Source organism: Variovorax sp. YR752, from assembly GCF_943372545.1.
Genome location: NZ_CALRZC010000122.1, coordinates 1 through 23,975, shown reverse-complemented (window position 1 = coordinate 23,975; position 23,975 = coordinate 1). Strand labels below are relative to the sequence as shown.

Below are 23,975 nucleotides of genomic sequence, written 5' to 3'. Positions count from 1 at the left end.
TGAGCGCAGCGAGTTGGGCGGCCTGCCGCGAGCCCGAGCAGCGCAAGGAAGTCGGCCCACAGGGCCGACCGCCGAAGCGAAGCGCGGAAGCCTGTCCGCACGCGCCTTTGCCGCTCCGACCTCAACACGCAAAGCAGACGTCGAACTTCCGCACAGGGCCGCGAGCCGCTGGTCGCTCGCTCGAGTTCCTGAGTCGCAGGCTCGCCCGGCTCGAGGTCGAAACAAAGGAAACCCTTGAGGACCTGCCAGGAAACAAGTCTGCGACGAGCGCTTGCGAAGCTGCGCATCCCAGGCCCCCGTGGCCGTCCTCATTCAGGAAAGACCATGACCCCGCAACAGATGGACCTCGTCCGCCGCAGCTTCGCGCTGGTGGCGCTGCAGCCCGATGCCACCGCCGCTCTCTTCTATCGCCGCCTGTTCGAGCAGGCGCCGGAGCTCAAGCCGCTGTTCATCGGCGACATGCGCGGCCAGGGCCAGCGGCTGATGCAGATGATCGGCGCCGCCGTTCGCCTGCTCGACCAGCCCGAGGCATTGTTGCCGGTGCTCGCGCAGCTCGGCGCGCGTCACGCCGGCTACGGCGTGCAGGCGGGCGACTACCGCAGCGTCGGCCGTGCGCTGATCACCACGCTGGCGGAAGGCCTCGGCGCCGACTTCGACGAAGCGACGCGCGACGCCTGGGTGGCCATGTACGCGCTGGTCAGCACGACCATGATGGCCGCTGCGGGCCAGATCCGCCGCGCCGCTTGAGCAACCGACGTTCACACCGTCTCAGGACATCAGCAGCGTGGCGACGCGATCGACCAGGTCGCTGCGCGCGAAGGGCTTGTCGAGGCTGGCGCAGCCGGCATCGACGAGGAAACTCTCCGCCCCGGGCGACAGCGTGTCGCCGGTGACGAACAGCATGCGCTGCGCCAGCGCCGGGTTGCGCGCACTCACCTCGCGCCACAGCGCGGCGCCGTCCATGTCGGGCATGCGCAGGTCCGACACGATGACATCGAAGCGCGCTTCGTCGAGCAGCTCCAGCGCCACCGCGCCCGACTCGGCGGTGGCCACGTCGAAGCCCGCGCTCTCGAGCATGTCGCGCATCACCTCGGCGATCTCCGGCTCGTCGTCGACCACCAGCACGCGCGCCGGCGTGCTGCCGTCGGCGCCGGAGAGCGAACCGGGTTCGGTGACCGCCTGCGCGTGGCCGCTGATCGGCAGGCTCATGCGGAACACCGCACCGCTGGCGCTGATCTCCAGGCCGAGCTGCCCACCGTGGTCGAGCACCAGCGAACGCGAGACCGCCAGGCCGAGGCCGGTGCCGATGCCCTCGGGCTTGGTGGTGAAGAAGGGCTCGAAGATCTTCTCGTGCAGCGCCGGTGGCACGCCGGGGCCGGTGTCGGCCACGCGCAGCCAGACACGCGGCTCGCGGTTGCTGCGCCGTGCCTCGATGCCGGTGGACACACGCACGCGGCGGGGGCTCCCGTCGGCCACGGCCGCCACCGCCTGCTGTGCGTTGACGAGCAGGTTGAGCACGACCTGGCCGATCTGGTCGGCATCGGCGCTGACCTCGGGCAGGTCGGGCGAGAGCTCGAGCTGCAGCTCGATGCCGTGGCTGCGGAAGGTGTAGGCCAGCATGTCCACCGCGGCGCGCGCCAGGTCGTTGAGCTGCACGTTGCGCCGTTGCGCCGGCTTGCCGCGCGCCATGTTCAGGAAGGTGCGCACGATGCGGCCGCAGCGCTCGGCGGCCTCGCGGATGCGCCTCGCATCGTCCTGCAGTTCGGGCGCGCCGTCGCACTTCTCCTCGAGCAGGCTGGCGCGGCCCATGGCAATCGCCAGCGGGTTGTTGAGTTCGTGCGCCACACCGGCCAGCAGGCTGCCCATCGCCGACAGCTTCTCGCTCTGGCGCAAGGCCTCGCGCTGGCGCTCGATCTGCTCGGCCGCGGCACGCCGCTCCGACAGGTCGGTCAGCGACGCGGTGAAGTGCGACTGTCCCCCCACCGCGGTGCGCCACAGCACCACCTCGACCGGGAACTCGCGTCCGTCGGCATGCATGGCCGTCATCTCGACGCGCCGGCCGATCATGTGCGGGTCGCCGCCGGCGCGCATCCGCATGAACGCCGCCTCGTGCGCCTGGCGGTGGCGCGGCGGCACGGTGATCTCGAAGACCGAGCGGCCGAGCACCTCCGCCCGGCGCCGCCCGAACATGCCCTCGGCGGCCGGGTTGAATTCGGTGATCCGGCCCTCGTCGTCACTGGAGATGATCGCCGCCAGCGCGTGGTCGACGATCGCCGACTTCAGCGCCAGCGCCTGGGCCTCGCGCGCCTGCGCCTCGCGCGCCGCGCCGAAAGTGTCGCGGGTCAGCTTCGCCCACGGCGCCCAGCCGCGCGGCAGCGCGGGTTCGTCTGCGTTCGCATCGAAGGCCTTGCGGTGCAGGTAGTCGACCAGGCGCAGCGAGGGCAGCGCGTAGCGCCGCCACAGCAGCGTCGCCGTGCCCAGGAAGAGCAGCAGCAGCACCGCACCGCCGGCCGCATAGGGCCCGACATCGCGCAGCACCAGCTGGCGCACATGGTCGCCATCGCTGGCGTAGACCGCCCGCCAAGGGGCGACCGAAGAGGCCCGTGCCGACAGCAGCAGCTTGCCGCTGCTGACCGCCAGCGGGGCGGCGAGCGCCTGATCGATCAGCGGCGCCGCCAGCATCGGCAGCGCCGCGTCGAGTGCCGAGCCTGCGGGCTCGTTGCGCGCCTTGTAGTCCCACACCACCGTGCCGTCGGCGTCGAGCACCCAGAATCGGCCGATGCCGGCCTCGATGCGCGCCGCGTCGAAGGCGCCCGGCGGCAGCTCGGCGGTGACGGTGCCGGCGCGCTCCTGCAGGCTCAGCGCCGCGGTGGCGCTGATGGCGCCGTCGGCGCGGGTGCGCCAGGCCACGGCGTCGCGGAACACCAGTGCGTCGCTGCCCCCGCGGGCATGTCGCATGGCCAGCGCACGCAGCGCCTCCGGCACGTCGCGGGCACCGAGTTCGGCCAGCAGCTGCGCGCTGCCCACCCACGGGTAGACCCACAGCTGCGTGGCCTCGTCGTCGATGTAGTAGACGCGCCGGAAGGCCCCCCGTCCGCTGGTGACCAGGCGGGCCTGCTGCGCGAACAGCGCGGCCTGCTCGACAGAGGCGTCGCGCCAGCGCACGTCGCCGCGCAGCGGGCCGGCCAGCAGCACCTGCGGGGCGCTCTCGCGCAGCACCGCGGGCAGCGCGTCGAGCGTGTAGCCGCGTGCATCGGCGGTGGCGGCCAGCGAGTCGCGATCGACCACGACGGCCGGCGCGATGGCCGGCTCCTGCACCGCGTCGCGCAGGCGCAGCAGGTTGTCGCGCAGCGGGGCGAGCACGGCGTCGAGCCGCGTGACGCGGCGGTCGGTGCTCATCGCGATCTGCCGCTGCGTGCCGACCGAGACGATCTGGAACTGCAGCACCAGCACGTAGGTCACCGCCGCCAGCACCGGCAGGCCGAGCAGCAGCATCAGCAGCGCGTAGCTGCGGCGCAGGCGGTGCAGCGCCGCATCCGGCACCGGCTGCGGAAGGATCACTCGGCTCCGGCCCCGGTGACGAACACGTAGCCGACGTTGCGCACGGTCTTCAGCACTTCCGGCTTGTCGGGGTTGCGCTCGATCTTGCGCCGCAGCCGCATGATGCGCAGGTCGATCGAGCGGTCGAACACGTCCCAGCCGCGGTTGTGGGCCTGCTCCATGATCTGGTCGCGGTTCAGCGGCCGGTTCGGGTGGCGCGCGAACAGCGCCAGCAGGTCGTACTCGGCGGCGCTGATCTCGACCTCGGCGCCCTCCGCGCCGAACAGGCGGCGCTGGTCGAGGTCGAGCTCGCACTGGCCGAAGCGCACGCGCCGCGTCGCGGGCTCGGCCTCCGCGGTCGTTGAAGCCGGCACCACCGCCAGCCGGCGCAGCACCGCGCGCGTGCGCGCCAGCAGCTCGCGCATCTCGAAGGGCTTGGGCAGGTAGTCGTCGGCGCCGAGCTCCAGGCCGACGATGCGGTCGACCGACTCGCCGGCGGTGGTCAGCATCACCAGGCCCAGCGACGGATGCGACTCGCGCAGGAAGCGCGCCAGCGACAGACCGTTCTCGCCGGGCATGTTGACGTCGAGGATGGCCAGATCGGGCACCTGCTCGGCGACCAGCCGGCGCGCCACCGCGGCGTCCTCGGCCTGGCGCACTTCGTAGCCGTGGCGGCCGAAGTACTCGGCCAGCAACGCGCGCAACTCCGGCTCGTCGTCGACGACCATCACCACGGGCGGCTTGTCGGGGGTGCTCACGTCGCGAACTCCGGCAGCGAAGGCAAACGAGCGCGGATCATATCGGCCGAAACCGGCCGGCGGCTGCAGCGCGGAGCCGGTGGCGGCCATGGCGTCAGCGCGCCGGCGCCGTGCGGCGCGTGCGCAGCATCGGGAACAGGTCGGCCAGCGCCGCGTCGGACGCCGCCTGCAGGTCCTCGGCGAAGCACTCGCTGCGGTACAGCATGCTCTCGTCGAGCACGATGTCGGGCAGCGTGTGCGAGCCGGCGCGCGGCGTGGCGGGGCGCAGCCAGCCGGTGGCAGCGGGGCGAAGCATGGTCAGCAGCGGGTTCATGGTCTCGGTCTCCGGTCGGGCGCCGCAAGTGACGCCATGCAGCAGATGCTCGCGGCCCGAGGTTTCGCCCGCGCTTCAGCGCAAGCGCCGTCGCGTTTCATTTGTTGCGCAGCGCGCTGGCTATCATGGCCCGCATGTCCGTCTCGCTCGCCGGCCAGCTGGTGGTGGCCATCTCCTCGCGCGCCCTCTTCGACTTCGAGGAAGAGAACCGCGTCTTCGAGGCCTCCGACGACCGCGCCTACATGCAGCTCCAGCTCGAGCGGCTGGACAGCGCCGCCACCCCGGGCGTCGCCTTCTCGCTGGTCAACAAGCTGCTCGCCTTCAATACGCCTGAGCGGCAACGGGTGGAGGTGGTGATCCTGTCGCGCAACGACCCGGTCTCGGGCATGCGCGTGTTCCGCTCGGCGCGCCACTACGGCTTGGCCGTCCAGCGTGGCGTGTTCACGCGAGGTGAGTCTCCCTGGCGCTACCTGCGACCGCTGGCGGCCAACCTGTTCCTGTCCACCAACGAGGCCGACGTGCGCTCGGCGCTCGGTGCCGGCGTGCCGGCGGCGCGCGTCTATCCGCAGTCGGCGCGCGCCTCCGACGCCCACCCCGACGAGGTGCGCATCGCCTTCGACGGCGACGCGGTGCTGTTCTCCGACGAGGCCGAGCGTGTCTTCCAGGCCCAGGGGCTGGACGCCTTCCAGAGCCACGAGCACCAGCGTGCCGGCACGCCGCTGGCGCCGGGGCCGTTCAAGCCGCTGCTCGATGCCCTGCAGGCGCTGCAGAACGAGCCGGCGCAGAACATGCGCATCCGCACCGCGCTGGTCACCGCGCGCAGCGCGCCGGCGCACGAACGCGCCATCCGCACGCTGATGGACTGGCACATCGACGTCGACGAGGCGATGTTCCTCGGCGGTCTGCCCAAGGGCGAGTTCCTGCGCGAGTTCGAGCCGGACTTCTTCTTCGACGACCAGACCGGCCACATCGAGAATGCCGCGCCGCACGTGCCGGCGGGGCACGTCGCGGCAGGGGTCGTCAACGGCTGAGGCGATCCCTCAGCCGAGCAGCCGCGCCGCCAGGCGCTCGATCAGCGGCCGGCGCTCCCAGGCCTGCACGGCGCGTTCGGCGAACTCGCGGCCACGCTGGTTCAGGCGGTAGTAGTGGATGTGCTCGAAGCCGTGCGGGTTGTGATACTCGTCGATCAGCGCGTAGTCGGCCAGCGTTCGGAACGAGGCACCGACCGCCCCGCCGTCGATCGAGCAGCCGCCCCAGCTCTCGCTGGCGTGCACGAGCACATGGCCGCGCTTGAGCGCGCGCAAGGCGTCGACGAACTCCCCTCGGTTGGCAATGATGGTGGGCTGCTCCATGCCTGCATCATCGGCAGCGTGGCCCGGCGGTTCAACGCAAAAAGTCGCGCCTTTGCCGGCCATTCCCGCGCCGCGAATCCCCGTCGTGGCAAAGGTCACGCCGTGCGCCGCGTTCAGACCAGCGCGGCCATGGCCCCGGTGGGCACCTGGCCGAGGGGCTCGGTGGGCGGTGTCGCGAGCAGCGCGCCCTTCAGCTGGAAGCACAGCTCGGCACCGCCTTCCGCGCGCGACAGCGCCCACACGCGCCCGCCCATGGCCTCGATGGCGCGCCGTGTCAGGCTCAGGCCCAGCCCGTGCCCTTCGTGCTGCGTGCCCGGCGCGCGGAAGAAGGGGTCGAACAGCCGCTCGGCCAGCTCTGCCGGAAAGCCGGCGCCGTTGTCGCGCACGCACACGGTGATGTCACGGCCCTCGATGCGCGACTCGATCTCGATCCGCGGTTGGGCGACCTCGCGCGAGAACTTCATCGCGTTGCCGATCAGGTTGACCAGGGCGGTGCGCAGCAGCACCGGATCGGCCAGCACCGTGGGCAGGTCGGCGCGGCGTATCGCCGTGTGCCGCGCGTCGGCCTGCGACAGCATGACTTCGTCGATCGCCGACTCGACCACGGCGCGCAGCTCGACCGGGACACGCTGCGCCGGCGCCTCGCCGACGCGCGCCAGTTCCAGCATGGCGTTGACCATCTTCACCGAGGCATCGCACTGGCTGGCGATCAGCGGCAGCGCGCGCAGCGCGAGCGTGCTGTCGCCGCGCGACATCGACTCCGCGGCGGTGTGCGCCAATTGCGACATGCCGCCCAGCGGCCCGCGCAGGTCGTGCGAAACGCCGCGGTTGAACGACTCGAGGCCGCCGATCAGCTCGCGCAGGTGCGCGGTCCGTTCGCTCACCCTGGCCTCGAGCTGCAGCTTGGCATCGAGAAGTCGCGCCTCGGCCTCGGTGCGGCGCTGCACTTCGGCGTGCAGCGCTCGGTGGCGCCGCAGCAGGCTCACCGTCAGCACCAGCATGCCGAACGCGATCACCGCGACGCCGGTGTAGTACTTCAGGTCGCCGGGCGGCACCCCGCCTGCATCGAGCACGAAGGGCAGCAGCGGAAGGACCAGCAGTGCCACGCCCAGCAGGCCGTGGGCGTTGCCCGGCTCGGTGGCCGCGCAGCGGAATGCGAGCGCGGCGGCACCGAGATAGGGCAGCAGGCCGACGAAGTGAAAGAGCTGGTGCGGCAGGTTCACCCCGGCCAGCAGCAGGACCAGGCAGACCACGGACGGTGCGGCGCACAGCCCGATGAAGACCCGCAGGCCGCCGCCGGGCATGCCCAGGTAGGCGACGACGCCCGCGGTTCGCAGCAGGATCGCGACGATCAGGGTGGTCGTCGCGATGCGTTCGGGCAGCGTGTCGATCGCCGGCCCGGTGACCGGGGCCAGGTCGCTGAAGTAGTACCAGGCCGTCGCCACCGCGAAGCCCAGCGACAGCAGCCCGGTTCCGGGCTCGCGCGAGCGCAGCCAGACGGCGGCGAACATGATCGCCAGCACGCTCATCACCCACGATTCGACGACGATGACGGTCAAGAAGGAGAGCTCATGACACTGCTGGCCGGCAGTCTATGTCCAGCCCGGCGCCTCGCCGCAGGAGTTTGCGCCCGCTCAGCGCCAAAGCGGCTACTGCATCACGACATCGTGCTGCCGGACCCGCCGTGCACGTGTCGCCGCAGCGCCGGCAGGTCGAGCACGCGCACGCCGCCGTACTCGATGGCGATCAGCCCTTCGGCCTGCAGCGAGCGCAGCGCCTCGTTGACCCGTTGGCGCGACAGCCCGATGAGGTAGGCCAGCTCCTGCTGCGTGATGCGCAGCAGCGTGCCGACGCCGGGGTAGAGCACCGGGTGGAACAGCGCGGCGAGGTTGCGTGCGACGCGGGTGTCGGGGTCGTCGAGGCGGTCGATCTCGCGTGCGGCGATGAACTGCCCGAGCCGCTCGTTGAGCTGGTTCATCACGTAGCGGTTGAACGGGATGCTGCGCTCGAGCAGCCAGAAGAAGGTGTCGATGTCGATGCCGGCGACCACGCTCTTGCGCAGCGGCTCGATGTTGTAGCGGTAGACCTCGCGCTTGAGCACCGTGCCCTCGCCGAACCAGGCCCCCGGCGGCACGCCGGTGAAGGTGATCGCGAAGCCGAGCGAGGCGTCGTTGCTCATCTTCAGCAGGCCGTCGAGCACGCCGAACCAGTAGTTGGCCTGGCGGCCGATCTTGCAGACGTAGTCGCCGGGGTCGGCCTCGACCACGCGCAGCGCCTCCACCACGCGACGCCGCTCGTCGGCATCGAGCAGGCCGAGCCAGGGGATCATCGCAAGCTCGGCCGGCGACGGCGCGCGCGCCCGCTGCCGCAGCGAGCCGGGGCGGGTGTCGGGGTCGGTGGAGGGTGTGCTCATGCGCTTCGAGCTTGACGGAACGCTGACGCCGCCGCGTCGATGGCCCTGGGGAAAGTCCCCTCGGGGCTGTCCCGGAGATTGTCGTCACAACGACAACACGGCGTCAAACTTGTTCCTACAGTCCCGACACCGAGAGGAGACCTGCGGTGCAGACGACGTTCCCCCGACTGATGCTCGACCACGCGGCGAAGCGCCCGACGGCGCCCGCCTTGCGCGAGAAGGTCTACGGCATCTGGCAGACGCTGAGCTGGGCCGACCTCGCCCAGCTCGTGCGCGACCTCGCCGGCGGGCTGGCCGCGGCCGGGCTGAAGCGCGGCGACCACATCATCGTGGTCGGCGACAACCGGCCGCGCCTGTACGCCTCGATGCTCGCCGCGCAGGCGCTCGGCGCGGTGCCGATCCCGCTGTACCAGGACGCGGCCTCGGCCGAGTTCGTCTTCCCCATCGTCAACGCCGACGTCGCCTTCGCGATCGTCGAGGACCAGGAGCAGGTCGACAAGCTGCTCGAGATCCGCGAGCAATGCCCGCTGCTGGGCCGGCTCTGGTACGACGATCCGCGCGGGCTGCGCAACTACAGCGAACCGGGCCTGGCCTCGATGGATGCGCTGATCGAGGCAGGCCGCGCCTTCGCGAAGGCAAACCCCGGCCACTTCGACGCCGAACTCGCGGAGGGTGCCCCCGGCGACATGGCGGCGATGTTCTTCACCTCCGGCACCACCGGCAACCCGAAGGGCGTGGTGCACACGCACTTCACGCTGCTCGACCGCGCCAAGGCCGGCGCCGACTTCGACAAGCTCACCGAGCGCGAGGAGGTGCTGGCCTACCTGCCGCCGGCCTGGATCGGCCAGAACATCTTCAGCTACGCGCAGTGGCTGGCCTGCGGCTACGTGGTCAACTGCCCCGAGTCGGCAGCGACGGTGACGATCGACCTGAAGGAGATCGGCCCGACCTACTACTTCGCGCCGCCGCGCGTGTTCGAAGGGCTGCTGACCAGCGTGATGATCCGCATGGAAGACGCCAGCGCGATCAAGCGCAAGCTCTTCCATCACTACATGGACGTGGCCCGCCGCGTCGGCCCGGCCTTGATGGATGGCAAGCCGGTATCGACCGGCGACAAGCTGAGCTACGCGCTCGGCAACCTGCTGGTCTACGGCCCGCTGCGCAATACGCTGGGGCTGTCGCGCGTGCGCGTGGCCTATACCGCCGGCGAGGCGATCGGCCCCGACCTGTTCACCTTCTACCGCTCGATCGGCATCAACCTGAAGCAGCTCTACGGTTCGACCGAGACCGCGGTGTTCGTCTGCCTGCAGCCCGACCACGAGGCCAAGGCGGACACCGTGGGCGTGCCGATCGCCGGCGTGGAAGTCAAGCTCACCGACAGCGGCGAAATCCTCATCAAGTCGCCCGGGCTGCTCAAGGAGTACTACAAGAACCCGGCGGCCACCGCAGAGGTGCTCGACGCTGCCGGCTGGTACCACACCGGCGATGCCGGCTTCCTCGACGCCGGCGGCCACCTGAAGATCATCGACCGTGCCAAGGACGTCGGCCGCATCATGGGCGGCGCCAACGACGGCGCGATGTTCGCGCCCAAGTACGTCGAGAACAAGCTGAAGTTCTTCCCCTTCATCAAGGAGGCGGTGGCCTTCGGCGACAAGCGCGAGCGTGTCTGCGCCTTCATCAACATCGACGTGGAAGCGGTCGGCAACTGGGCCGAGAAGCGCGGCCTGCCCTATGCCGGCTACGCCGACCTGGCACAGAAGGACGAGGTCTACGCACTGGTGCGCGACTGCGTCGAGAAGGTCAACGCCGACCTCGCCGCCGACGCCATGCTCGCCGGCAGCCAGATCAGCCGCTTCCTGATCCTGCACAAGGAACTCGACGCCGACGACGGCGAGCTCACGCGCACGCGCAAGGTACGCCGCGGCTACATCGGCGAGCGCTACCAGGTGCTGGTCGATGCCCTGTACGGCGGCAAGACCGAGCAGTACATCGAGACGCAGGTGAAGTTCGAGGACGGCCGCAGCGGCATGGTCTCGGCGACGCTGAAGATCGCCGATGCGAAGACTTTTCCCGCCATGAAGAAGGCAGCCTGACCGTGGCAGAACGCAAGATCGGCGACGTCATCCTCGACGTCAGGAACATCTCCTTGCGCTTCGGCGGCGTGAAGGCGCTGACCGACATCAGCTTCGACGTGCGCGAGCACGAGGTGCGCGCGATCATCGGCCCGAACGGCGCCGGCAAGAGCTCGATGCTGAACTGCATCAACGGCGTCTACACGCCGCAGGAAGGCTCGATCACGCTGCGCGGCCAGACCTTCAAGCACATGAACTCGCGCCAGGTGGCCGAGTCCGGCATCGCACGCACCTTCCAGAACCTGGCGCTGTTCAAGGGCATGAGCGTGCTCGACAACATCATGACCGGCCGCAACCTGCGCATGAAGAGCAACCTCTTCCAGCAGGCGATCCGCTGGGGAGCGGCCGAGCGCGAGGAGATCGCGCACCGCGAGTTCGTCGAGCGCATCATCGACTTCCTCGAGATCCAGGCCTACCGCAAGACGCCGGTGGGCCGCCTGCCCTACGGCTTGCAGAAGCGTGTCGACCTCGGCCGGGCCCTCGCGATGGAGCCCAGCCTGCTGCTGCTCGACGAGCCGATGGCCGGCATGAACGTCGAGGAGAAGCAGGACATGAGCCGCTTCATCCTCGACGTCAACGACGAGTACGGCACCACCATCGTGCTGATCGAGCACGACATGGGCGTGGTGATGGACATCTCCGACCGCGTCGTCGTGCTCGACTACGGCCGCAAGATCGGCGACGGCACGCCGCAGGAGGTCCGCCAGAACCCCGACGTCATCAACGCCTACCTCGGCACGAGCCACTGAAAGCGGACCATGGCCTTCTTCCTCGAAACGCTGATCGGCGGGCTGATGTCCGGCATGCTGTACTCGCTGATCGCACTCGGCTTCGTGCTGATCTTCAAGGCCTCGGGCGTCTTCAACTTCGCGCAGGGCGCGATGGTGCTGTTCGCCGCACTCGCGATGGCACGCTTCTCGGAGTGGATCCCGAAGGGCCTCGGCATCGAGAGCAAGGTGCTGGGCAACGTGCTGGCCTTCGCCGCCGCGATGCTGGTGATGGTCATCGTCGCCTGGCTGATCGAACGGCTGGTGCTCGGCAAGCTGGTCAACCAGGAGGGCATCACGCTGCTGATGGCCACGCTGGGCATCACCTACTTCCTCGACGGCTTCGGCCAGACCCTGTTCGGCAGCCAGATCTACAAGATCGACGTCGGCCTGCCCAAGGACCCGATCTTCCTGTTCGACAAGGTCTTCGAGGGCGGCATCCTGGTCAGCCAGGAAGACCTCTATGCCGCGGTGATCGCCGCGGCGCTGGTGGCCGCGCTCAGCCTGTTCTTCCAGAAGACCGCCACCGGCCGCGCGCTGCGCGCGGTGGCCGACGACCACCAGGCGGCGCAGTCGATCGGCATCCCGCTGTCGCGCGTGTGGGTGATCGTCTGGAGCGTGGCCGGCTTCGTCGCGCTGGTCGCCGGGATCATCTGGGGCAGCAAGCTCGGCGTGCAGTTCTCGCTGTCGGTGCTGGCGCTCAAGGGCCTGCCGGTGGTCATCCTCGGCGGCCTGACCTCGGTGCCCGGCGCGATCATCGGCGGGCTGATCCTCGGCGTCGGCGAGAAGCTCTCCGAGGTCTTCATCGGGCCGATGATCGGCGGCGGCATCGAGATCTGGTTCGGCTACGTCCTCGCACTCCTGTTCCTGCTTGTCAGGCCGCAAGGTCTGTTCGGCGAGAAGATCATCGACCGGGTCTGACCACACCATGCTGTACAGAGAGAACGGCCAGTTCAAGACCAGCTACCGCGCCGACCAGGCGGTCTTCCCGATTGCGCAGGACCGCATCGCGCTGGGCGCGCTGCTGGCCTTCGCAGTCGTCGTCGTGCCTTTCATCGCGCCGGAGTACCTGTTCCGCGCGATCCTGATTCCGTTCCTCATCCTCTCGCTCGCGGCGCTGGGCCTGAACATCCTTGTCGGCTATTGCGGTCAGATCTCGCTGGGCACCGGCGCCTTCATGGCGGTGGGGGCCTACGCGGCCTACAACTTCCAGGTGCGCATCGAGGGCATGCCACTGATCGTCTCGCTGCTGATGGGCGGCGTGTGCGCCACCGCGGTGGGCGTGCTGTTCGGCATCCCGTCTCTGCGCATCAAGGGCCTGTACCTCGCGGTGGCCACGCTGGCGGCGCAGTTCTTCACCGACTGGGCCTTCCTGCGCATCAAGTGGTTCACCAACGACTCGGCCTCCGGCTCGGTCAGCGTCGCCGGCCTGAACGTGCTGGGCATGCCAATCGACACACCGGTGCAGAAGTACCTGTTCTGCCTCGGCTTCCTGATCGTCTTCGGCATGCTGGCGAAGAACCTGGTGCGCGGGCACATCGGCCGCGAGTGGATGGCCATCCGCGACATGGACGTGGCTGCCGCGGTGATCGGCATCCGCCCGGTCTACGCCAAGCTCACGGCGTTCGCGGTCAGTTCCTTCATCGTCGGCGTGGCCGGTGCGCTGTGGGGCTTCGTGCACCTGGGCTCCTGGGAACCGGCGGCGTTCAACATCGATCGTTCGTTCCAGCTGCTGTTCATGGTGATCATCGGCGGGCTCGGCTCGATCATGGGCAGCTTCTTCGGCGCCGCCTTCATCGTCGTGCTGCCGATCGTGCTGGACAACCTGCCCTACTGGTTCGGCATCCCGATCGACACCGCGCTGGCCTCGCACCTGACCTTCATGATCTTCGGCGCGCTGATCGTGTTCTTCCTGATCGTCGAGCCGCACGGCCTCGCAAGGCTGTGGTCGATCGGCAAGGAAAAGCTGCGCCTGTGGCCCTTCCCTCACTGACAAAACCAACGAGTTCTCACCCACGCACCGACGAGTGCCCTTTCCACCCCTGGAGGCAGACATGAAGTTCAAGTCCATCACGACCGCTGCGATCCTCGCGGCAGCCGGCGCGGCCAGCCTGGCCACGAGCACCGCCTTCGCGCAGGCGAAGGAGCAGTTCTTCCCGGTGCTGGTCTACCGCACCGGCGCCTACGCACCCAACGGCATCCCGTTCGCCAACGGCTATGTCGACTACCTCAAGCTGATCAACGCGCAAGGCGGCATCAACGGCGTCAAGGTGACGTTCGAGGAGTGCGAGACCGGCTACGCGACCGACAAGGGCGTGGAGTGCTACGAGCGCCTGAAGGGCAAGGGCGCGACGGTGTTCCAGCCGCTGTCCACCGGCATCACCTTCGCGCTGACCGAGAAGGCGCCCGGCGACAAGATCCCGCTGATCACCGCCGGCTACGGCCGCAGCGAGAGCACCGACGGCAACGTCTTCAAGTGGAACTTCCCGCTGACCGGCACCTACTGGGACGCCGCCGACATCCTGGTGCAGCACGTCGGCAAGAAGGAAGGCAGCCTCGACAAGCTCAAGGGCAAGAAGATCACGCTCGTCTACCACGACAGCCCGTACGGCAAGGAACCGATCCCGCTGCTGCAGGAGCGCAGCAAGATGCACGGCTTCGACCTGCAGCTGATCCCGGTGACACACCCGGGCGTGGAGCAGAAGGCGGCCTGGCTGCAGATCCGGCAGAACCGCCCGGACTACGTCTTCCTGTGGGGCTGGGGCGTGATGAACTCCACCGCGCTGAAGGAGGCCGTGGCCACCGGCTACCCGCGCGACAAGATGTACGGCGTGTGGTGGGCCGGCGCCGAGCCGGACGTGAAGGACGTCGGCGACGGCGCCAAGGGCTACAACGCGCTGGCGCTGCAGCACGGTGCCGAGCCGAACTCGAAGATCGTCAAGGACGTGCTCGCGCTGGTGCACGGCAAGGGCCAGGGCACCGGGCCGAAGGAAGAGGTTGGCCAGGTGCTGTACATGCGCGGCCTGAGCGCGGCGATGTTGTCGATCGAGGGCGTCAAGCGGGCGCAGGAACGCTATGGCAAGGGCAAGGTGATGACCGGCGAGCAGGCACGCTGGGGCTACGAGAACCTCGCGCTCGACCAGAAGAAGCTCGACGCGCTGGGCTTCGCCGGCGTGATGCGCCCGATCAGCACCTCGTGCGCCGACCACCGCGGCGCCACCTGGGCGCGCATCCACACCTGGGACGGCGCGAAGTGGAACTTCACCTCCGACTGGTACGAGAGCGACGCGTCGATCATCAAGCCGATGATCAAGAGCGCCGCCGACAAGTACGCGGCGGAGAAGAAGCTGACGCGCCGTACGCCCGAAGACTGCCAGTCTTGACCCACCCCCGGAGCGGCTCACGCCGCTCCCCCTCAAGGGGGCGCCGCCAGCGGCCCGGCCAAGCCGGTTCCGCGGCGGCCACTTGATCGCCACGAGGTTCCTGTGAGCAACATCATCCTCAACGTCAACGGCATCGAGGTCATCTACAACCACGTGATCCTCGTGCTCAAGGGCGTCAGCCTGCAGGTGCCCGAAGGCGGCATCGTGGCGCTGCTCGGCGGCAACGGCGCGGGCAAGACGACCACGCTGCGTGCGGTGAGCAACCTGCTGGCCGGCGAGCGTGGCGAGGTGACCAAGGGTTCGATCGAGCTGCGCGGCGAGCGCATCGAGAAGCTGTCGACCGCCGAGATGGTCAACCGCGGCGTGATCCAGGTGATGGAGGGGCGGCACTGCTTCGCCCACCTGACGATCGAGGAGAACCTGCTGACCGGCGCCTACACCCGCCGCGACGGCAAGGCGGCCGTCGCGCAGACGCTGGAGAAGGTCTACAACTACTTCCCGCGCCTGAAGACACGCCGCACCTCGCAGGCCGCCTACACCTCCGGCGGCGAACAGCAGATGTGCGCCATCGGCCGCGCGTTGATGGCCAACCCGAAGATGGTGCTGCTCGACGAACCCTCGATGGGCCTGGCGCCGCAGATCGTCGAGGAGGTGTTCGAGATCGTGAAGGACCTCAACACCAAGGAGAAAGTCACCTTCCTGCTCGCCGAGCAGAACACCAACATCGCGCTGCGCTACTCCGACTACGGCTACATCCTCGAGAACGGCCGCATCGTGATGGATGGCGAGGCCAAGGCGCTGCGCGAGAACGAGGACGTGAAGGAGTTCTACCTCGGCGTCGGCGGCGGTGACCGCAAGAGCTTCCGCGACGTGAAGAGCTACAAGCGCCGCAAGCGCTGGCTGGCCTGAGGAGCGCGCGAGTGAGCGATGACGACTTCGGCTTCGCACTGCCGGCATTCAAGCCCGACGAGGCGTTGCAGCGCGCGAAACGCGACCTGCGCGACCTCGGCCTGACCGAGCGCGAAGGCCGCTTCGAGCGCAGCGGCACGCCGGTCGCGAAGCTGGCGGTGGACGGTGCGACGCTGAAGGCGGCCATCGTCAAGCGCCCGAGCCGCAACAGCCCGGAGTGGACCGAGAAGACCTTGCGTGACAGCGCGTCGGTGCGCGACTTCGTCGCCGACCTGAAGAGAAAGCTCGTCAGCTGGAGCGATCGTGATGACTGAACACTACGACGCGCTCGAAACGCGCCCGACCGCGCAGCGCGAGGCCGCGCTGATGGCGGCGCTGCCGAAGCAGGTGGCGGCAGCGCAGACGACGGCCGCCTTCGCCGAACTGCTGGCCGGCGTCGACGCGGCGCGCATCGATTCGCGCGCCGCACTCGCGACCCTGCCGGTGCTGCGCAAGCACGAACTGCTCGAACGCCAGAAGGCGCAGCGCGCGTCTGCCGCGCACTGGGACCCGTTCGGCGGCTTCTCCGCCATCGGCTGGCGCGGCCTGCGCTCGCCCGCCGGTGCGAAGCGCGTGTTCCAGTCGCCCGGCCCGATCTACGAACCCGAGGGCGGCGCGCCCGACTACTGGCGCATCGCCCGCGCCCTGTTCGCCGCCGGCTTCCGCGCCGGCGACCTGATCCACAACAGCTTCAGCTACCACCTCACGCCGGCCGGTTCGATGATGGAGTCCGGCGCGCACGCGATCGGCTGCACCGTGTTCGCCGGCGGCATCGGCAACACCGAGCTGCAGCTGCAGGCGATGCAGGAGCTGCGCCCGCACGGCTACTGCGGCACGCCGAGCTTCCTGCGCATCGTCGTCGAGAAGGCGGCCGAGACCGGCATCACGCTGCCCTCGCTGAGCAAGGCGCTGGTCAGCGGCGAAGCCTTCCCGCCGTCGCTGCGCGACTGGCTGGCCGAGCGCGGCGTGCAGGGATACCAGTGCTACGCCACCGCCGACGTCGGCCTGATCGCCTACGAGACGGGCGCACGCCAGGGCCTGGTGCTCGACGAAGGCGTGATCCTGGAGATCGTGCGGCCGGGCACCGGCGACCCGGTGCCGGAGGGCGAGGTCGGCGAGGTGGTGATCACCGTGCTGAACCGCGACTACCCGATGGTCCGCTTCGGCACCGGCGACCTCTCCGCCGTACTGGCGGGAAGTTGCCCCACGGGGCGCACCAACACCCGCATCAAGGGCTGGCTCGGCCGCGCCGACCAGACCGCCAAGGTGCGCGGCATGTTCGTGCATCCCAGCCAGGTGGCCGAGGTGGCGCGCCGCCACCCGGAAGTGCAGCGTGCGCGCCTGGTGGTGGCCGGCGAGATGGCCAACGATTCGATGACGCTGCGTGTCGAGGTCTCCGGCGCGCCCGACGGCCTGGCGGCGAAGCTCGCCGACAGCGTTCGTGACGTGACCAAGCTGCGCGCCGACATCGAGCTCGTGACACCGGGCAGCCTGCCCAACGACGGCAAGGTCATCGAGGACGCGCGCAGCTACAAGTAGGCGGTCGCGGCAAGGCGCGCACGAGACCCTAGACTGCGCCCGATGGATCCCGACTCGCACCTGCTCGAATCCTTCAGCGCCGCTCTGCTGCGCCTGGCGCGCCTGCCGGTCGGCATCGCGCCGCCGCGGCTGATGGACGAAGGCCTGGCCGCGCTGCGCGAGATCGTTCCCTTCGACGCCGCCTGGTGGGGCGAGTGCTCCGGCGGCATCGACGGCATGGCGCCGCGCAACTGGCTGAGCGGCAGCGTCAACCTCAGCGCCGACTTCGCGCACGAGTGGAACCGCATCAGCGCATCCGACCGCTTTGCGCGCGACTCGATCGATCGGCTCGACACGGTGGTTTGCTCCACGGGCTTTGCCGACCCGGCTGCGGAGCTGGAGGCCTTCGCACGCCGGCACGACCTGTTCCACGTCATCGCCGTCACGCGCACCCTGCCCGGCAGCGGCCTGCTGCAGTTCATGGCGCTGTACCGCGGCGAGGCCGCGCCGGCATTCGAGGAAGTGCATCGCAGGCTGTTCGACCAGTTCACCGCGCACCTGATGCAGCGCTGGAGTGCACGCGTCGCCGAGCTGATCGGCGGCAGCGGTACGCCTGCCAATGATGCGCAGGCACTGGTCGACGGCCGCGGCGACTTCGTCTACCTCGGCGCCCGCATCGGCCTGCTGCTGCGCGAGCGCTTCCCGCAGTGGAGCGGCGCCGGCCTGCCCGCCGAACTGGTGGAGACGACGCGGCGCCTGCCACGCCACCTGAGCCTGGGCCGGCGCCGGCTGTCCGCGCAAGCCTGCGGCGAGCTGATGCTGCTCAGCCTGGCGCCGCAGCGCCGCCAGGCCGCCCTGCCGCCACGCGAGCTGAACGTCGCGCTGCTCTATGCCGAGGGCCGCTCGCACAAGGAGATCGCCCGCCTGACCGGCCTCAGCCCGTCGACGGTGCGCACCTACCTGCGCGACGTCTACCTTCGGCTGGGCGTGTCCGACAAGGTCGCGCTCGGCCGCGCGCTGGGCGAGGCGCGCCACCGCCGCCGCGCCGCCTGAGCCTGCGCTCACCCTCTGCATCTGCAGAGGGTCTGGCCGCGCTGCCTCCGCTACCTTCGCCCGTGCCCATGTCGGGCGTCACACGGGGAAACGCATGAGGGTCAAGGGAACAACGGGAGGCCTGCTGGCGGCGGGGCTGGCCATGGCCATCGCGGTCGGCTGCGGCGGGGGGTCGGACGTCGAGCCGGCCGACGTGGTGCTGCGCGGCGGCAAGGTGGTGACGATGGATGCCAAGCGCCACGTCGCGCAGGCGGTCGCGGTGCGCGGCGGCCGCATCGACTTCGTCGGGACTGACGCCGACGTGGCCGAGCACATCGGTCCGTCGACGCAGGTCATCGAGCTCGGCGGCCGCATGTTGATGCCGGGCTTCATCGACGCCCACCTGCACTCGCTGGCCGGCGGCCGGGCGCTGCTGGTGTGCGACATGGCCTACCAGCCACTGACCCGCGCGCAGTTGACGGCCAGGCTGCAGGCCTGCCTCGACGCCACGCCGGACGCCACGCCCGACGCCTGGCTCGAGGCCGTCAACTGGGACCGCGCCTCGACCGCCTCGATCGACGCCGACCCGACCCGCGCCACGCTCGATGCGCTGGCCACGACGCGGCCGATCGTCGTGACCTCGGCCGACTTCCACACCGTGCTGGCCAACTCGCGCGCGCTGACGCTGGCCGGCGTCACCGCCGCCACGCCCGACCCGGCCGGCGGCCGCTTCGCGCGCGACGGCAGCGGCACGCCGACCGGCATCTGCGAAGACGCGGCCGGCTTCCAGGTCAAGGCCGCGATACCGCCGGACAGCGAGGCCGACCTGATGAAGCAGGGCCGCGCCGCGCTGGCGGCACTGCGCGAGCAGGGCATCACCAGCTTCATGGATGCCGCGGCCGGCGAGGCGCATGGCCGCATCTTCAAGGCGCTGCGCGCGAGCGACGAACTGACGGCGCGCGTCAACCTGGCAATCTCCGTCGACGCCGCAGAGGCGGCTGCCGATCCGGCCGCGGCGATCGCGGAGATCCGCGCTGCCGCGGCGGCGATGGACCAGGGCGAAGCCACCCCGGCGCCGAACGTGCGCGCGCGCGTCGTCAAGGTGTTCATGGACGGCGTGGTCAACGCACCGGCCGACACCGGGTCGCTGCTGACGCCCTACTTCGAGAACGCCGGCACCGACGACGCGCCGAACTGGGTGGAGAGCGGCAACCGCGGGCCGTTGTACTTCGCGCCCGCGGTGCTGCGGCCGCTGATGCTTGCGGCGGTCGATTCCGGCCTGGACATGCACCTGCACGCCACCGGCGACCGCGGCGTGCGCACCGTGCTGGACGCCGTGGAGGCCACGCGCACGGCGCGCCCGAACGCCGACTTCCGCCCGGCCATCGCCCACGTGGAGACCGCGGCGGTGGCCGACTACGCCCGCTTCAAGGCACTGGACACGATGGCCACCATGTCCTTCCAGTGGGCGCAGCGCGCGCCCTACTCGATCGGCGACACCGAGAACCACCTCGGCCCCGAGCGCTTCGCGCGCATGGAGCCGTCGGGCAGCCTGCGCCGTGCCGGCGCGCGCATCGTGCACGGCAGCGACTGGCCGATCGACGCCTTCGACACCTTCCTCGCGCTGAAGGTCGGCGTGACACGCTCCGGCGACCCCGCCAACCCGAACAGCCCGGCGAGCTTCGCCCCCATCTTCGAAGGCCCGATCAATGCCGACCCGGCGCTGACGCGCGACGACGTGCTGGCGGCGATCACCATCGATGCCGCGCACCAGTTGCGCCTGGAGAAGGTGGCCGGCTCGATCGAAGCGGGCAAGTTCGCCGACCTGATCGTGCTCGAGCGCGACTTCCTGACCGTGCCCGACGCCGAACTCGGCCGCAACCGCGTGCTGTTGACGATGGTCGGCGGCAAGGTCGTGGCGGCGCTCGATGCCTTTGCAGGGGCACTCGGTTCGGCGCAGCAGGCACTGAACGGGCGCGCGCGGGTGCTGAGCGCTCGCGGTTCGACCGGCCATGCGATCCCGGCCCACGTGCCGGGGGCGCCGCACGCGCACGGGGACGGCCACAACCACTGAGGTGGCAAGGGCGAGGCGGGGCGGGGCGAGGCGGGGCGCGGCTGCCTATCATCGTCGGCTGTATCGACGCATGATTCATCCGCATGAGAACCCCGCTCGCTGCCGCCGTGCTGGCGCTGCTGATCACCCTGCCGCTGGCCGCCGTGTCGCGTACGCCGGCGCCGCCGCGCCCGGTCACGCCGCGCGGCCCGCTGGCCGCCGAGGAACTCAACAACATCGCCGTGTTCAAGGCGGCCTCGCCCTCGGTGGTCAACATCACCGCGCTGGGCCTGGAGCGCGACCTCTTCTCGCTGAACGTGCAGCAGGTGCCGCAAGGCACCGGCACCGGCTTCGTGTGGGACACGGCCGGCCACATCGTCACCAACTTCCACGTCATCCAGCAGGCCAGCGGCGCGCGCGTCACGCTGGCCGACCAGAGCAGCCACAAGGCCGAGCTGGTCGGCGCCTTTCCCGACCGCGACCTCGCCGTGCTGAAGATCGCCGCGCCGGCCGCCAGGCTGAAGGCGCTGCCGGTGGGCAGCAGCCGCGACCTGCAGGTCGGCCAGCAGGTCTACGCGATCGGCAACCCGTTCGGGCTGGACCAGACGCTGACCACCGGCATCGTCAGTGCGCTCAACCGCGAGATCGAGTCGGTGACGCGGCGCACGATTCGCGGCGCGATCCAGACCGATGCGGCGATCAACCCGGGCAACTCCGGCGGCCCGCTGCTCGATTCGGCCGGCCGGCTGATCGGCGTGAACACCGCGATCTTCAGCCCCTCTGGCGCCAGCGCAGGCATCGGCTTCGCGATTCCGGTGGACGAGGTCAACCGCATCGTGCCGCGGCTGATCCGCGACGGCCGCATGGTCCGGCCCTCGCTGGGCGTGACCGGCGCGCCGCTCGAACTCAACCGCACGCTCGGCCTGCCCAAGGGCGTGGCGCTGGTGCGCGTGCAGCGCGGCGGGCAGGCGGCCAGGGCCGGGCTCAAGCCCTTCACGCGTGGCGACGCGGGCATCGTTCCCGGTGACGTGATCACCGCCATCAACGACGAGCCGATCGAGAACGCCGACGACATGCTGACCGCGCTCGAGCGTCTGCAGCCGGGCGATTCCTGCACGCTGACGCTGTGGCGCGCCGGCGCCACGCGCAAGCTGACCGTGACGCTGGCCGAAGCGGAGGAGTGAGACGGCATCGACGAACCCGCCGCCGCCCTCACTCCACGGCGGGATCCTCGGCCGGTGGCGCGTAGGGGTCGGTCTCGTCGGCGGGTGCGGGGTCGTTCTCGTCGGGCATCGGCGGGGTGTTGAACAGCGGCCGCGGGGCGTTGCCTGCGGCGGCCATCTGCTCGTCGACGGCCTGCAGCGGCTCTGGCGCCAGTGACCAGGCGTCGAGGTCGGGCGGCTGCGGCACGGGCTCGGCGGCGGCGACGGTCGTGATCGCGGCCGGCTCGGCCGCCTGCGGCTCGTCGCAGCCGTCCGCACAGACCTGGGCCGCGGCCGCCCTCAGGGCCGCCTGCAGCGGTGACAGGCCCTGCACTTGCGCGGCGACCGCCCCCGCAGGCGCAGTGGCGGCAGCGGGGGCAGACGACAACGGGTCCATCGCGTCATCCTCCTGTGCCGGCCACCACCACACGCCGGCCGCGGCCAGCGCGAGGGCACCAGCCGTCATGCGCAGCCCGCTGCTCACCATGTCAGCAGCGCCGAGCGGATCTCGTCGCGGTAAAGCTCGTTGGAGGCGGCAGCGTAGGCGTTCGCGTAGGTGGTCGCCGTTGCGCTGGTCCAGTCGGTCACCGGCACGTCGGAGATCAGGCGCGCGAACGCGTAGGTGCGGTACTGCGTGACGCCGGCCACCTTGATCGGCAGGCGGATCAGGCCGGTGCCCGACCGGACGAGCACCTTCTGCGTGCAGGTGGCCCCGGCCGCACTGGGCAGGCAGGTGTTGTAGCTGCCGCCCTTGCCCCAGGTGCGCACCAGGCTGCCGAACTGGGCGGCGACGGCGCCCTTGCCGAGCTTGTTCGCCTCGGCGGTGATGATCGCCAGCAAGGCTGCGCTCGCCCCGCTGCCCGGGTTGGCCGACTCCAGGAACTCGGTGCGTGCGGCATTGGCGTTGGACAGCAGCGATGAGTTCCACACGCCCTCGTAGATGCGTGCGAGGTCGGCTGCGGTCGTGTCGTTGCGCCGGCCGGTCTCGTACCGGCCGGTGGCGAGGTTGCGGTACGAGCAGCCGATGTTGTGGCGCAGCGTCGTGCCCGTCAGGCCAAGCGCCGTCGCGGTCGTGTTGAAGGGTGCGAAGCCGCCGTAGCGGATCACGGTGCCGCGCGTCGTGCGGTTGTCCGAGATCTTCATCATCTCGTCCAGGCCCTTCTCGAAGTTGTAGTTGGTGCGCCGGTTGGCCAGGGTCTCCAGCGCGGGGTTCGGGCAGGCGTCCTTGCCCTTGGCGGGGTCGTACTCGTAGTAGGTGAAGGCCGAGGGCAGCGTGTCGGTGCCGGCGGCCACGCGGCGCATCGAGTGCAGCAGGTGCAGTGATTTCAACGAACTCGCGGTCTCGGCCCGGCGGCTGGCGTTCAGGTTCACCTTGACGCTGCCGCCGACCTGCTTCAGCCAGGCTTCGAAGATGCCGCGCGTCGGGTTGCCGTTGGCGTCGAGGAAGGTCTTGCCGAACTCGCTGCGCATGCGGCGGGTGCTGGCGTTGGCGTTGTCGATGAAGGCCGCGTCCCAGCGTCGCTGGCCGGCGGCATTGAGGTAGGTGACGATGTCCACCGGCCGCACGGCAAGCTGGTTGGCGTAGTTGAGCAACGCGGTCGGCGAGCTGAAGCCGAACCAGTACCACCACGCGGTTGCCTCGCTGCCGGTGTTGCGCACCTGGATGAAGTTGTAGGTGCCGTCGGCCTGGCGGTCGAGCTTGATCACGCGGCCGTTGAAGGCCGCGACCTTGGCCGAGATGCCCGCCGTGCTCTGGTTCAGCCACCATTGCCAGGCCTCGGCGTCGCCGCCCGAGTTGGCGATCATCACCGCCGTGTAGCGCTTGACGCCGCCGGTGGTGTAGCTGTCGAGATCGATCAGCCGGCGGCCGGGCAGCAGCGCGGTGAGCTGCGCCGAGGTCTTGCCGTAGTACCACCACCAGGACCGTGCGGCCGTGCCGGTGTTCGACACCATCACGGCGGCGTAGCGGATGTTGCCGCCACCGATGTCGTAGGGCTCCAGATCGACCAGCCTGGCGCTGTTGGCGTTCAGGTAGGTGCTCAGCTGCGACGTGGTCAGGCCGTAGTACCACCACCAGCCGCCGGGGGCGGCGTAGTTGCCGCTGTTCTTCACCATGCGCACGGTGAAGGTGGGCACGCCCGACGAGACCGACTGGACCTCGATGTCGGTGAGGCGCGCCGCGTTGTCGCTGAGGCGGCTCGCCACCTGGGCCGCGCTGATGCCGGTGTAGAACCACCAGCTGGTCGGTACGTTGGTGGACAGGTCGGTGGTCGCGGAACCGGCGTCCAGCGCCAGCGTGCCCACCGGCGGCCGCTCGACCGCGATGGCGTCGGTGCCGGCGTCCATGTCGATCGCGGGGGTCGCGGCGCGGGCGAGCGCGGCGAACGAAAGAGCGGCGGCGCCAGCCAGCCGCGAGCCGAAGCGGGAGAAACGCGAGGAAGGGGTCGGTCGCACGAAGGTCTCCCCGGCGGTTGTGGTGAGGACCAATCTAGGCGCCCGACGAAAGCGGGGCCATGCCGCGCTCCCCCTAACCCACCCCCCCAGGATGCAGGATGTCGCCCACC

General features: G+C 70.1%; 21 protein-coding genes. 13 read left to right on the top strand and 8 right to left on the bottom strand.

Features of this window, described 5'->3' with window-relative positions; genetic code table 11:
* Positions 1-324 precede the first annotated feature (324 nt).
* Positions 325-747 carry a globin family protein gene (locus AAG801_RS24780; protein WP_341890759.1) on the top strand — a complete coding sequence of 141 codons (423 nt, stop codon included), beginning with the start codon at positions 325-327 and terminating at the stop codon, positions 745-747.
* A 21-nt stretch (positions 748-768) separates the two neighbouring features.
* Here the strand turns inward: AAG801_RS24780 and AAG801_RS24775 are convergent, their stop codons facing one another.
* The 3 genes from AAG801_RS24775 to AAG801_RS24765 all read right to left on the bottom strand — a co-directional run bounded on the left by AAG801_RS24775 (position 769) and on the right by AAG801_RS24765 (position 4,611).
* Positions 769-3,561 (bottom strand): PAS domain S-box protein, encoded by a 2,793-nt coding sequence (locus AAG801_RS24775; protein WP_341890758.1) that lies wholly within the window; start codon positions 3,559-3,561, stop codon positions 769-771.
* Positions 3,558-4,298 (bottom strand): response regulator, encoded by a 741-nt coding sequence (locus AAG801_RS24770; protein WP_341890757.1) that lies wholly within the window; start codon positions 4,296-4,298, stop codon positions 3,558-3,560. Before AAG801_RS24770 ends, AAG801_RS24775 begins: the two co-directional genes overlap by 4 nt.
* Positions 4,299-4,392: 94 nt before the next feature.
* Positions 4,393-4,611, bottom strand: coding sequence for a hypothetical protein (locus AAG801_RS24765; protein WP_341890756.1), 219 nt, complete (start codon positions 4,609-4,611; stop codon positions 4,393-4,395).
* Between the two features lie 134 nt (positions 4,612-4,745).
* On the opposite strand from AAG801_RS24765, the gene AAG801_RS24760 reads away from it, so the two are divergent.
* Positions 4,746-5,642 (top strand): 5'-nucleotidase, encoded by an 897-nt coding sequence (locus tag AAG801_RS24760; protein ID WP_341890755.1) that lies wholly within the window; start codon positions 4,746-4,748, stop codon positions 5,640-5,642.
* A gap of 9 nt (positions 5,643-5,651) precedes the next feature.
* On the opposite strand, the gene AAG801_RS24755 is transcribed toward AAG801_RS24760, so the two are convergent.
* The 3 genes from AAG801_RS24755 to AAG801_RS24745 form a co-directional block, all read right to left on the bottom strand.
* Entirely contained in the window at positions 5,652-5,963 is a 312-nt protein-coding gene (locus tag AAG801_RS24755; RefSeq protein WP_341890754.1) for a hypothetical protein, read from the bottom strand.
* 113 nt (positions 5,964-6,076) lie between these two features.
* Positions 6,077-7,522: a HAMP domain-containing sensor histidine kinase gene (locus tag AAG801_RS24750; RefSeq protein ID WP_341890753.1), complete on the bottom strand. Its 1,446-nt coding sequence runs from the start codon at positions 7,520-7,522 to the stop codon at positions 6,077-6,079.
* 98 nt (positions 7,523-7,620) lie between these two features.
* Complete coding sequence (locus AAG801_RS24745) at positions 7,621-8,376, bottom strand: Crp/Fnr family transcriptional regulator (RefSeq protein WP_341890752.1); 756 nt, start codon at positions 8,374-8,376, stop codon at positions 7,621-7,623.
* A gap of 146 nt (positions 8,377-8,522) precedes the next feature.
* Here AAG801_RS24745 and AAG801_RS24740 point away from each other — a divergent pair, with 146 nt between their 5' ends.
* From AAG801_RS24740 to AAG801_RS24690, 11 genes are all read left to right on the top strand, one after another.
* A complete protein-coding gene (locus tag AAG801_RS24740) occupies positions 8,523-10,469 on the top strand; it encodes an AMP-binding protein (protein ID WP_341890751.1) in 1,947 nt (648 codons plus the stop codon).
* A 2-nt stretch (positions 10,470-10,471) separates the two neighbouring features.
* On the top strand, positions 10,472-11,257 hold the full coding sequence (locus tag AAG801_RS24735) for an ABC transporter ATP-binding protein (RefSeq protein WP_341890750.1): 786 nt from the start codon (positions 10,472-10,474) through the stop codon (positions 11,255-11,257).
* A gap of 9 nt (positions 11,258-11,266) precedes the next feature.
* The gene (locus tag AAG801_RS24730) at positions 11,267-12,196 is read left to right on the top strand and encodes a branched-chain amino acid ABC transporter permease (RefSeq protein ID WP_341890749.1); all 930 of its coding nucleotides are present in this window, start codon (positions 11,267-11,269) and stop codon (positions 12,194-12,196) included.
* 7 nt (positions 12,197-12,203) lie between these two features.
* Positions 12,204-13,268 carry a branched-chain amino acid ABC transporter permease gene (locus AAG801_RS24725; RefSeq protein WP_341890748.1) on the top strand — a complete coding sequence of 355 codons (1,065 nt, stop codon included), beginning with the start codon at positions 12,204-12,206 and terminating at the stop codon, positions 13,266-13,268.
* A 61-nt stretch (positions 13,269-13,329) separates the two neighbouring features.
* Positions 13,330-14,658 (top strand): ABC transporter substrate-binding protein, encoded by a 1,329-nt coding sequence (locus AAG801_RS24720; RefSeq protein WP_341890747.1) that lies wholly within the window; start codon positions 13,330-13,332, stop codon positions 14,656-14,658.
* A 102-nt stretch (positions 14,659-14,760) separates the two neighbouring features.
* The gene (locus AAG801_RS24715) at positions 14,761-15,567 is read left to right on the top strand and encodes an ABC transporter ATP-binding protein (protein WP_341890746.1); all 807 of its coding nucleotides are present in this window, start codon (positions 14,761-14,763) and stop codon (positions 15,565-15,567) included.
* A gap of 11 nt (positions 15,568-15,578) precedes the next feature.
* A complete protein-coding gene (locus tag AAG801_RS24710; protein ID WP_341890745.1) occupies positions 15,579-15,881 on the top strand; it encodes a hypothetical protein in 303 nt (100 codons plus the stop codon).
* Positions 15,874-17,145, top strand: a complete 1,272-nt coding sequence (locus AAG801_RS24705; protein ID WP_341890744.1) for an AMP-binding protein — start codon at positions 15,874-15,876, stop codon at positions 17,143-17,145. The genes AAG801_RS24710 and AAG801_RS24705 overlap by 8 nt, the downstream gene beginning before the upstream one ends.
* A gap of 42 nt (positions 17,146-17,187) precedes the next feature.
* Positions 17,188-18,177: a LuxR C-terminal-related transcriptional regulator gene (locus AAG801_RS24700; protein ID WP_341890743.1), complete on the top strand. Its 990-nt coding sequence runs from the start codon at positions 17,188-17,190 to the stop codon at positions 18,175-18,177.
* 94 nt (positions 18,178-18,271) lie between these two features.
* Positions 18,272-20,230 (top strand): amidohydrolase, encoded by a 1,959-nt coding sequence (locus AAG801_RS24695; RefSeq protein ID WP_341890742.1) that lies wholly within the window; start codon positions 18,272-18,274, stop codon positions 20,228-20,230.
* Positions 20,231-20,313: 83 nt separating this feature from the next.
* Complete coding sequence (locus AAG801_RS24690; protein WP_341890741.1) at positions 20,314-21,393, top strand: trypsin-like peptidase domain-containing protein; 1,080 nt, start codon at positions 20,314-20,316, stop codon at positions 21,391-21,393.
* Positions 21,394-21,421: 28 nt separating this feature from the next.
* On the opposite strand, the gene AAG801_RS24685 is transcribed toward AAG801_RS24690, so the two are convergent.
* Entirely contained in the window at positions 21,422-21,877 is a 456-nt protein-coding gene (locus AAG801_RS24685; protein WP_341890740.1) for a hypothetical protein, read from the bottom strand.
* Positions 21,878-21,891: 14 nt separating this feature from the next.
* Positions 21,892-23,865, bottom strand: a complete 1,974-nt coding sequence (locus AAG801_RS24680) for a serine hydrolase (RefSeq protein WP_341890739.1) — start codon at positions 23,863-23,865, stop codon at positions 21,892-21,894.
* Positions 23,866-23,975 lie beyond the last annotated feature (110 nt).

Coding starts and splice junctions, on each gene's coding strand:
- AAG801_RS24690 (WP_341890741.1), top strand. CDS start 20,314: ATGAGAACCCCGCTCGCTGCCGCCGTGCTGGCGCTGCTGATCACCCTG.
- AAG801_RS24755 (WP_341890754.1), bottom strand. CDS start 5,963: ATGGAGCAGCCCACCATCATTGCCAACCGAGGGGAGTTCGTCGACGCC.
- AAG801_RS24730 (WP_341890749.1), top strand. CDS start 11,267: ATGGCCTTCTTCCTCGAAACGCTGATCGGCGGGCTGATGTCCGGCATG.
- AAG801_RS24700 (WP_341890743.1), top strand. CDS start 17,188: ATGGATCCCGACTCGCACCTGCTCGAATCCTTCAGCGCCGCTCTGCTG.
- AAG801_RS24725 (WP_341890748.1), top strand. CDS start 12,204: ATGCTGTACAGAGAGAACGGCCAGTTCAAGACCAGCTACCGCGCCGAC.
- AAG801_RS24745 (WP_341890752.1), bottom strand. CDS start 8,376: ATGAGCACACCCTCCACCGACCCCGACACCCGCCCCGGCTCGCTGCGG.
- AAG801_RS24685 (WP_341890740.1), bottom strand. CDS start 21,877: ATGACGGCTGGTGCCCTCGCGCTGGCCGCGGCCGGCGTGTGGTGGTGG.
- AAG801_RS24705 (WP_341890744.1), top strand. CDS start 15,874: ATGACTGAACACTACGACGCGCTCGAAACGCGCCCGACCGCGCAGCGC.
- AAG801_RS24765 (WP_341890756.1), bottom strand. CDS start 4,611: ATGAACCCGCTGCTGACCATGCTTCGCCCCGCTGCCACCGGCTGGCTG.
- AAG801_RS24720 (WP_341890747.1), top strand. CDS start 13,330: ATGAAGTTCAAGTCCATCACGACCGCTGCGATCCTCGCGGCAGCCGGC.
- AAG801_RS24780 (WP_341890759.1), top strand. CDS start 325: ATGACCCCGCAACAGATGGACCTCGTCCGCCGCAGCTTCGCGCTGGTG.
- AAG801_RS24760 (WP_341890755.1), top strand. CDS start 4,746: ATGTCCGTCTCGCTCGCCGGCCAGCTGGTGGTGGCCATCTCCTCGCGC.
- AAG801_RS24695 (WP_341890742.1), top strand. CDS start 18,272: ATGAGGGTCAAGGGAACAACGGGAGGCCTGCTGGCGGCGGGGCTGGCC.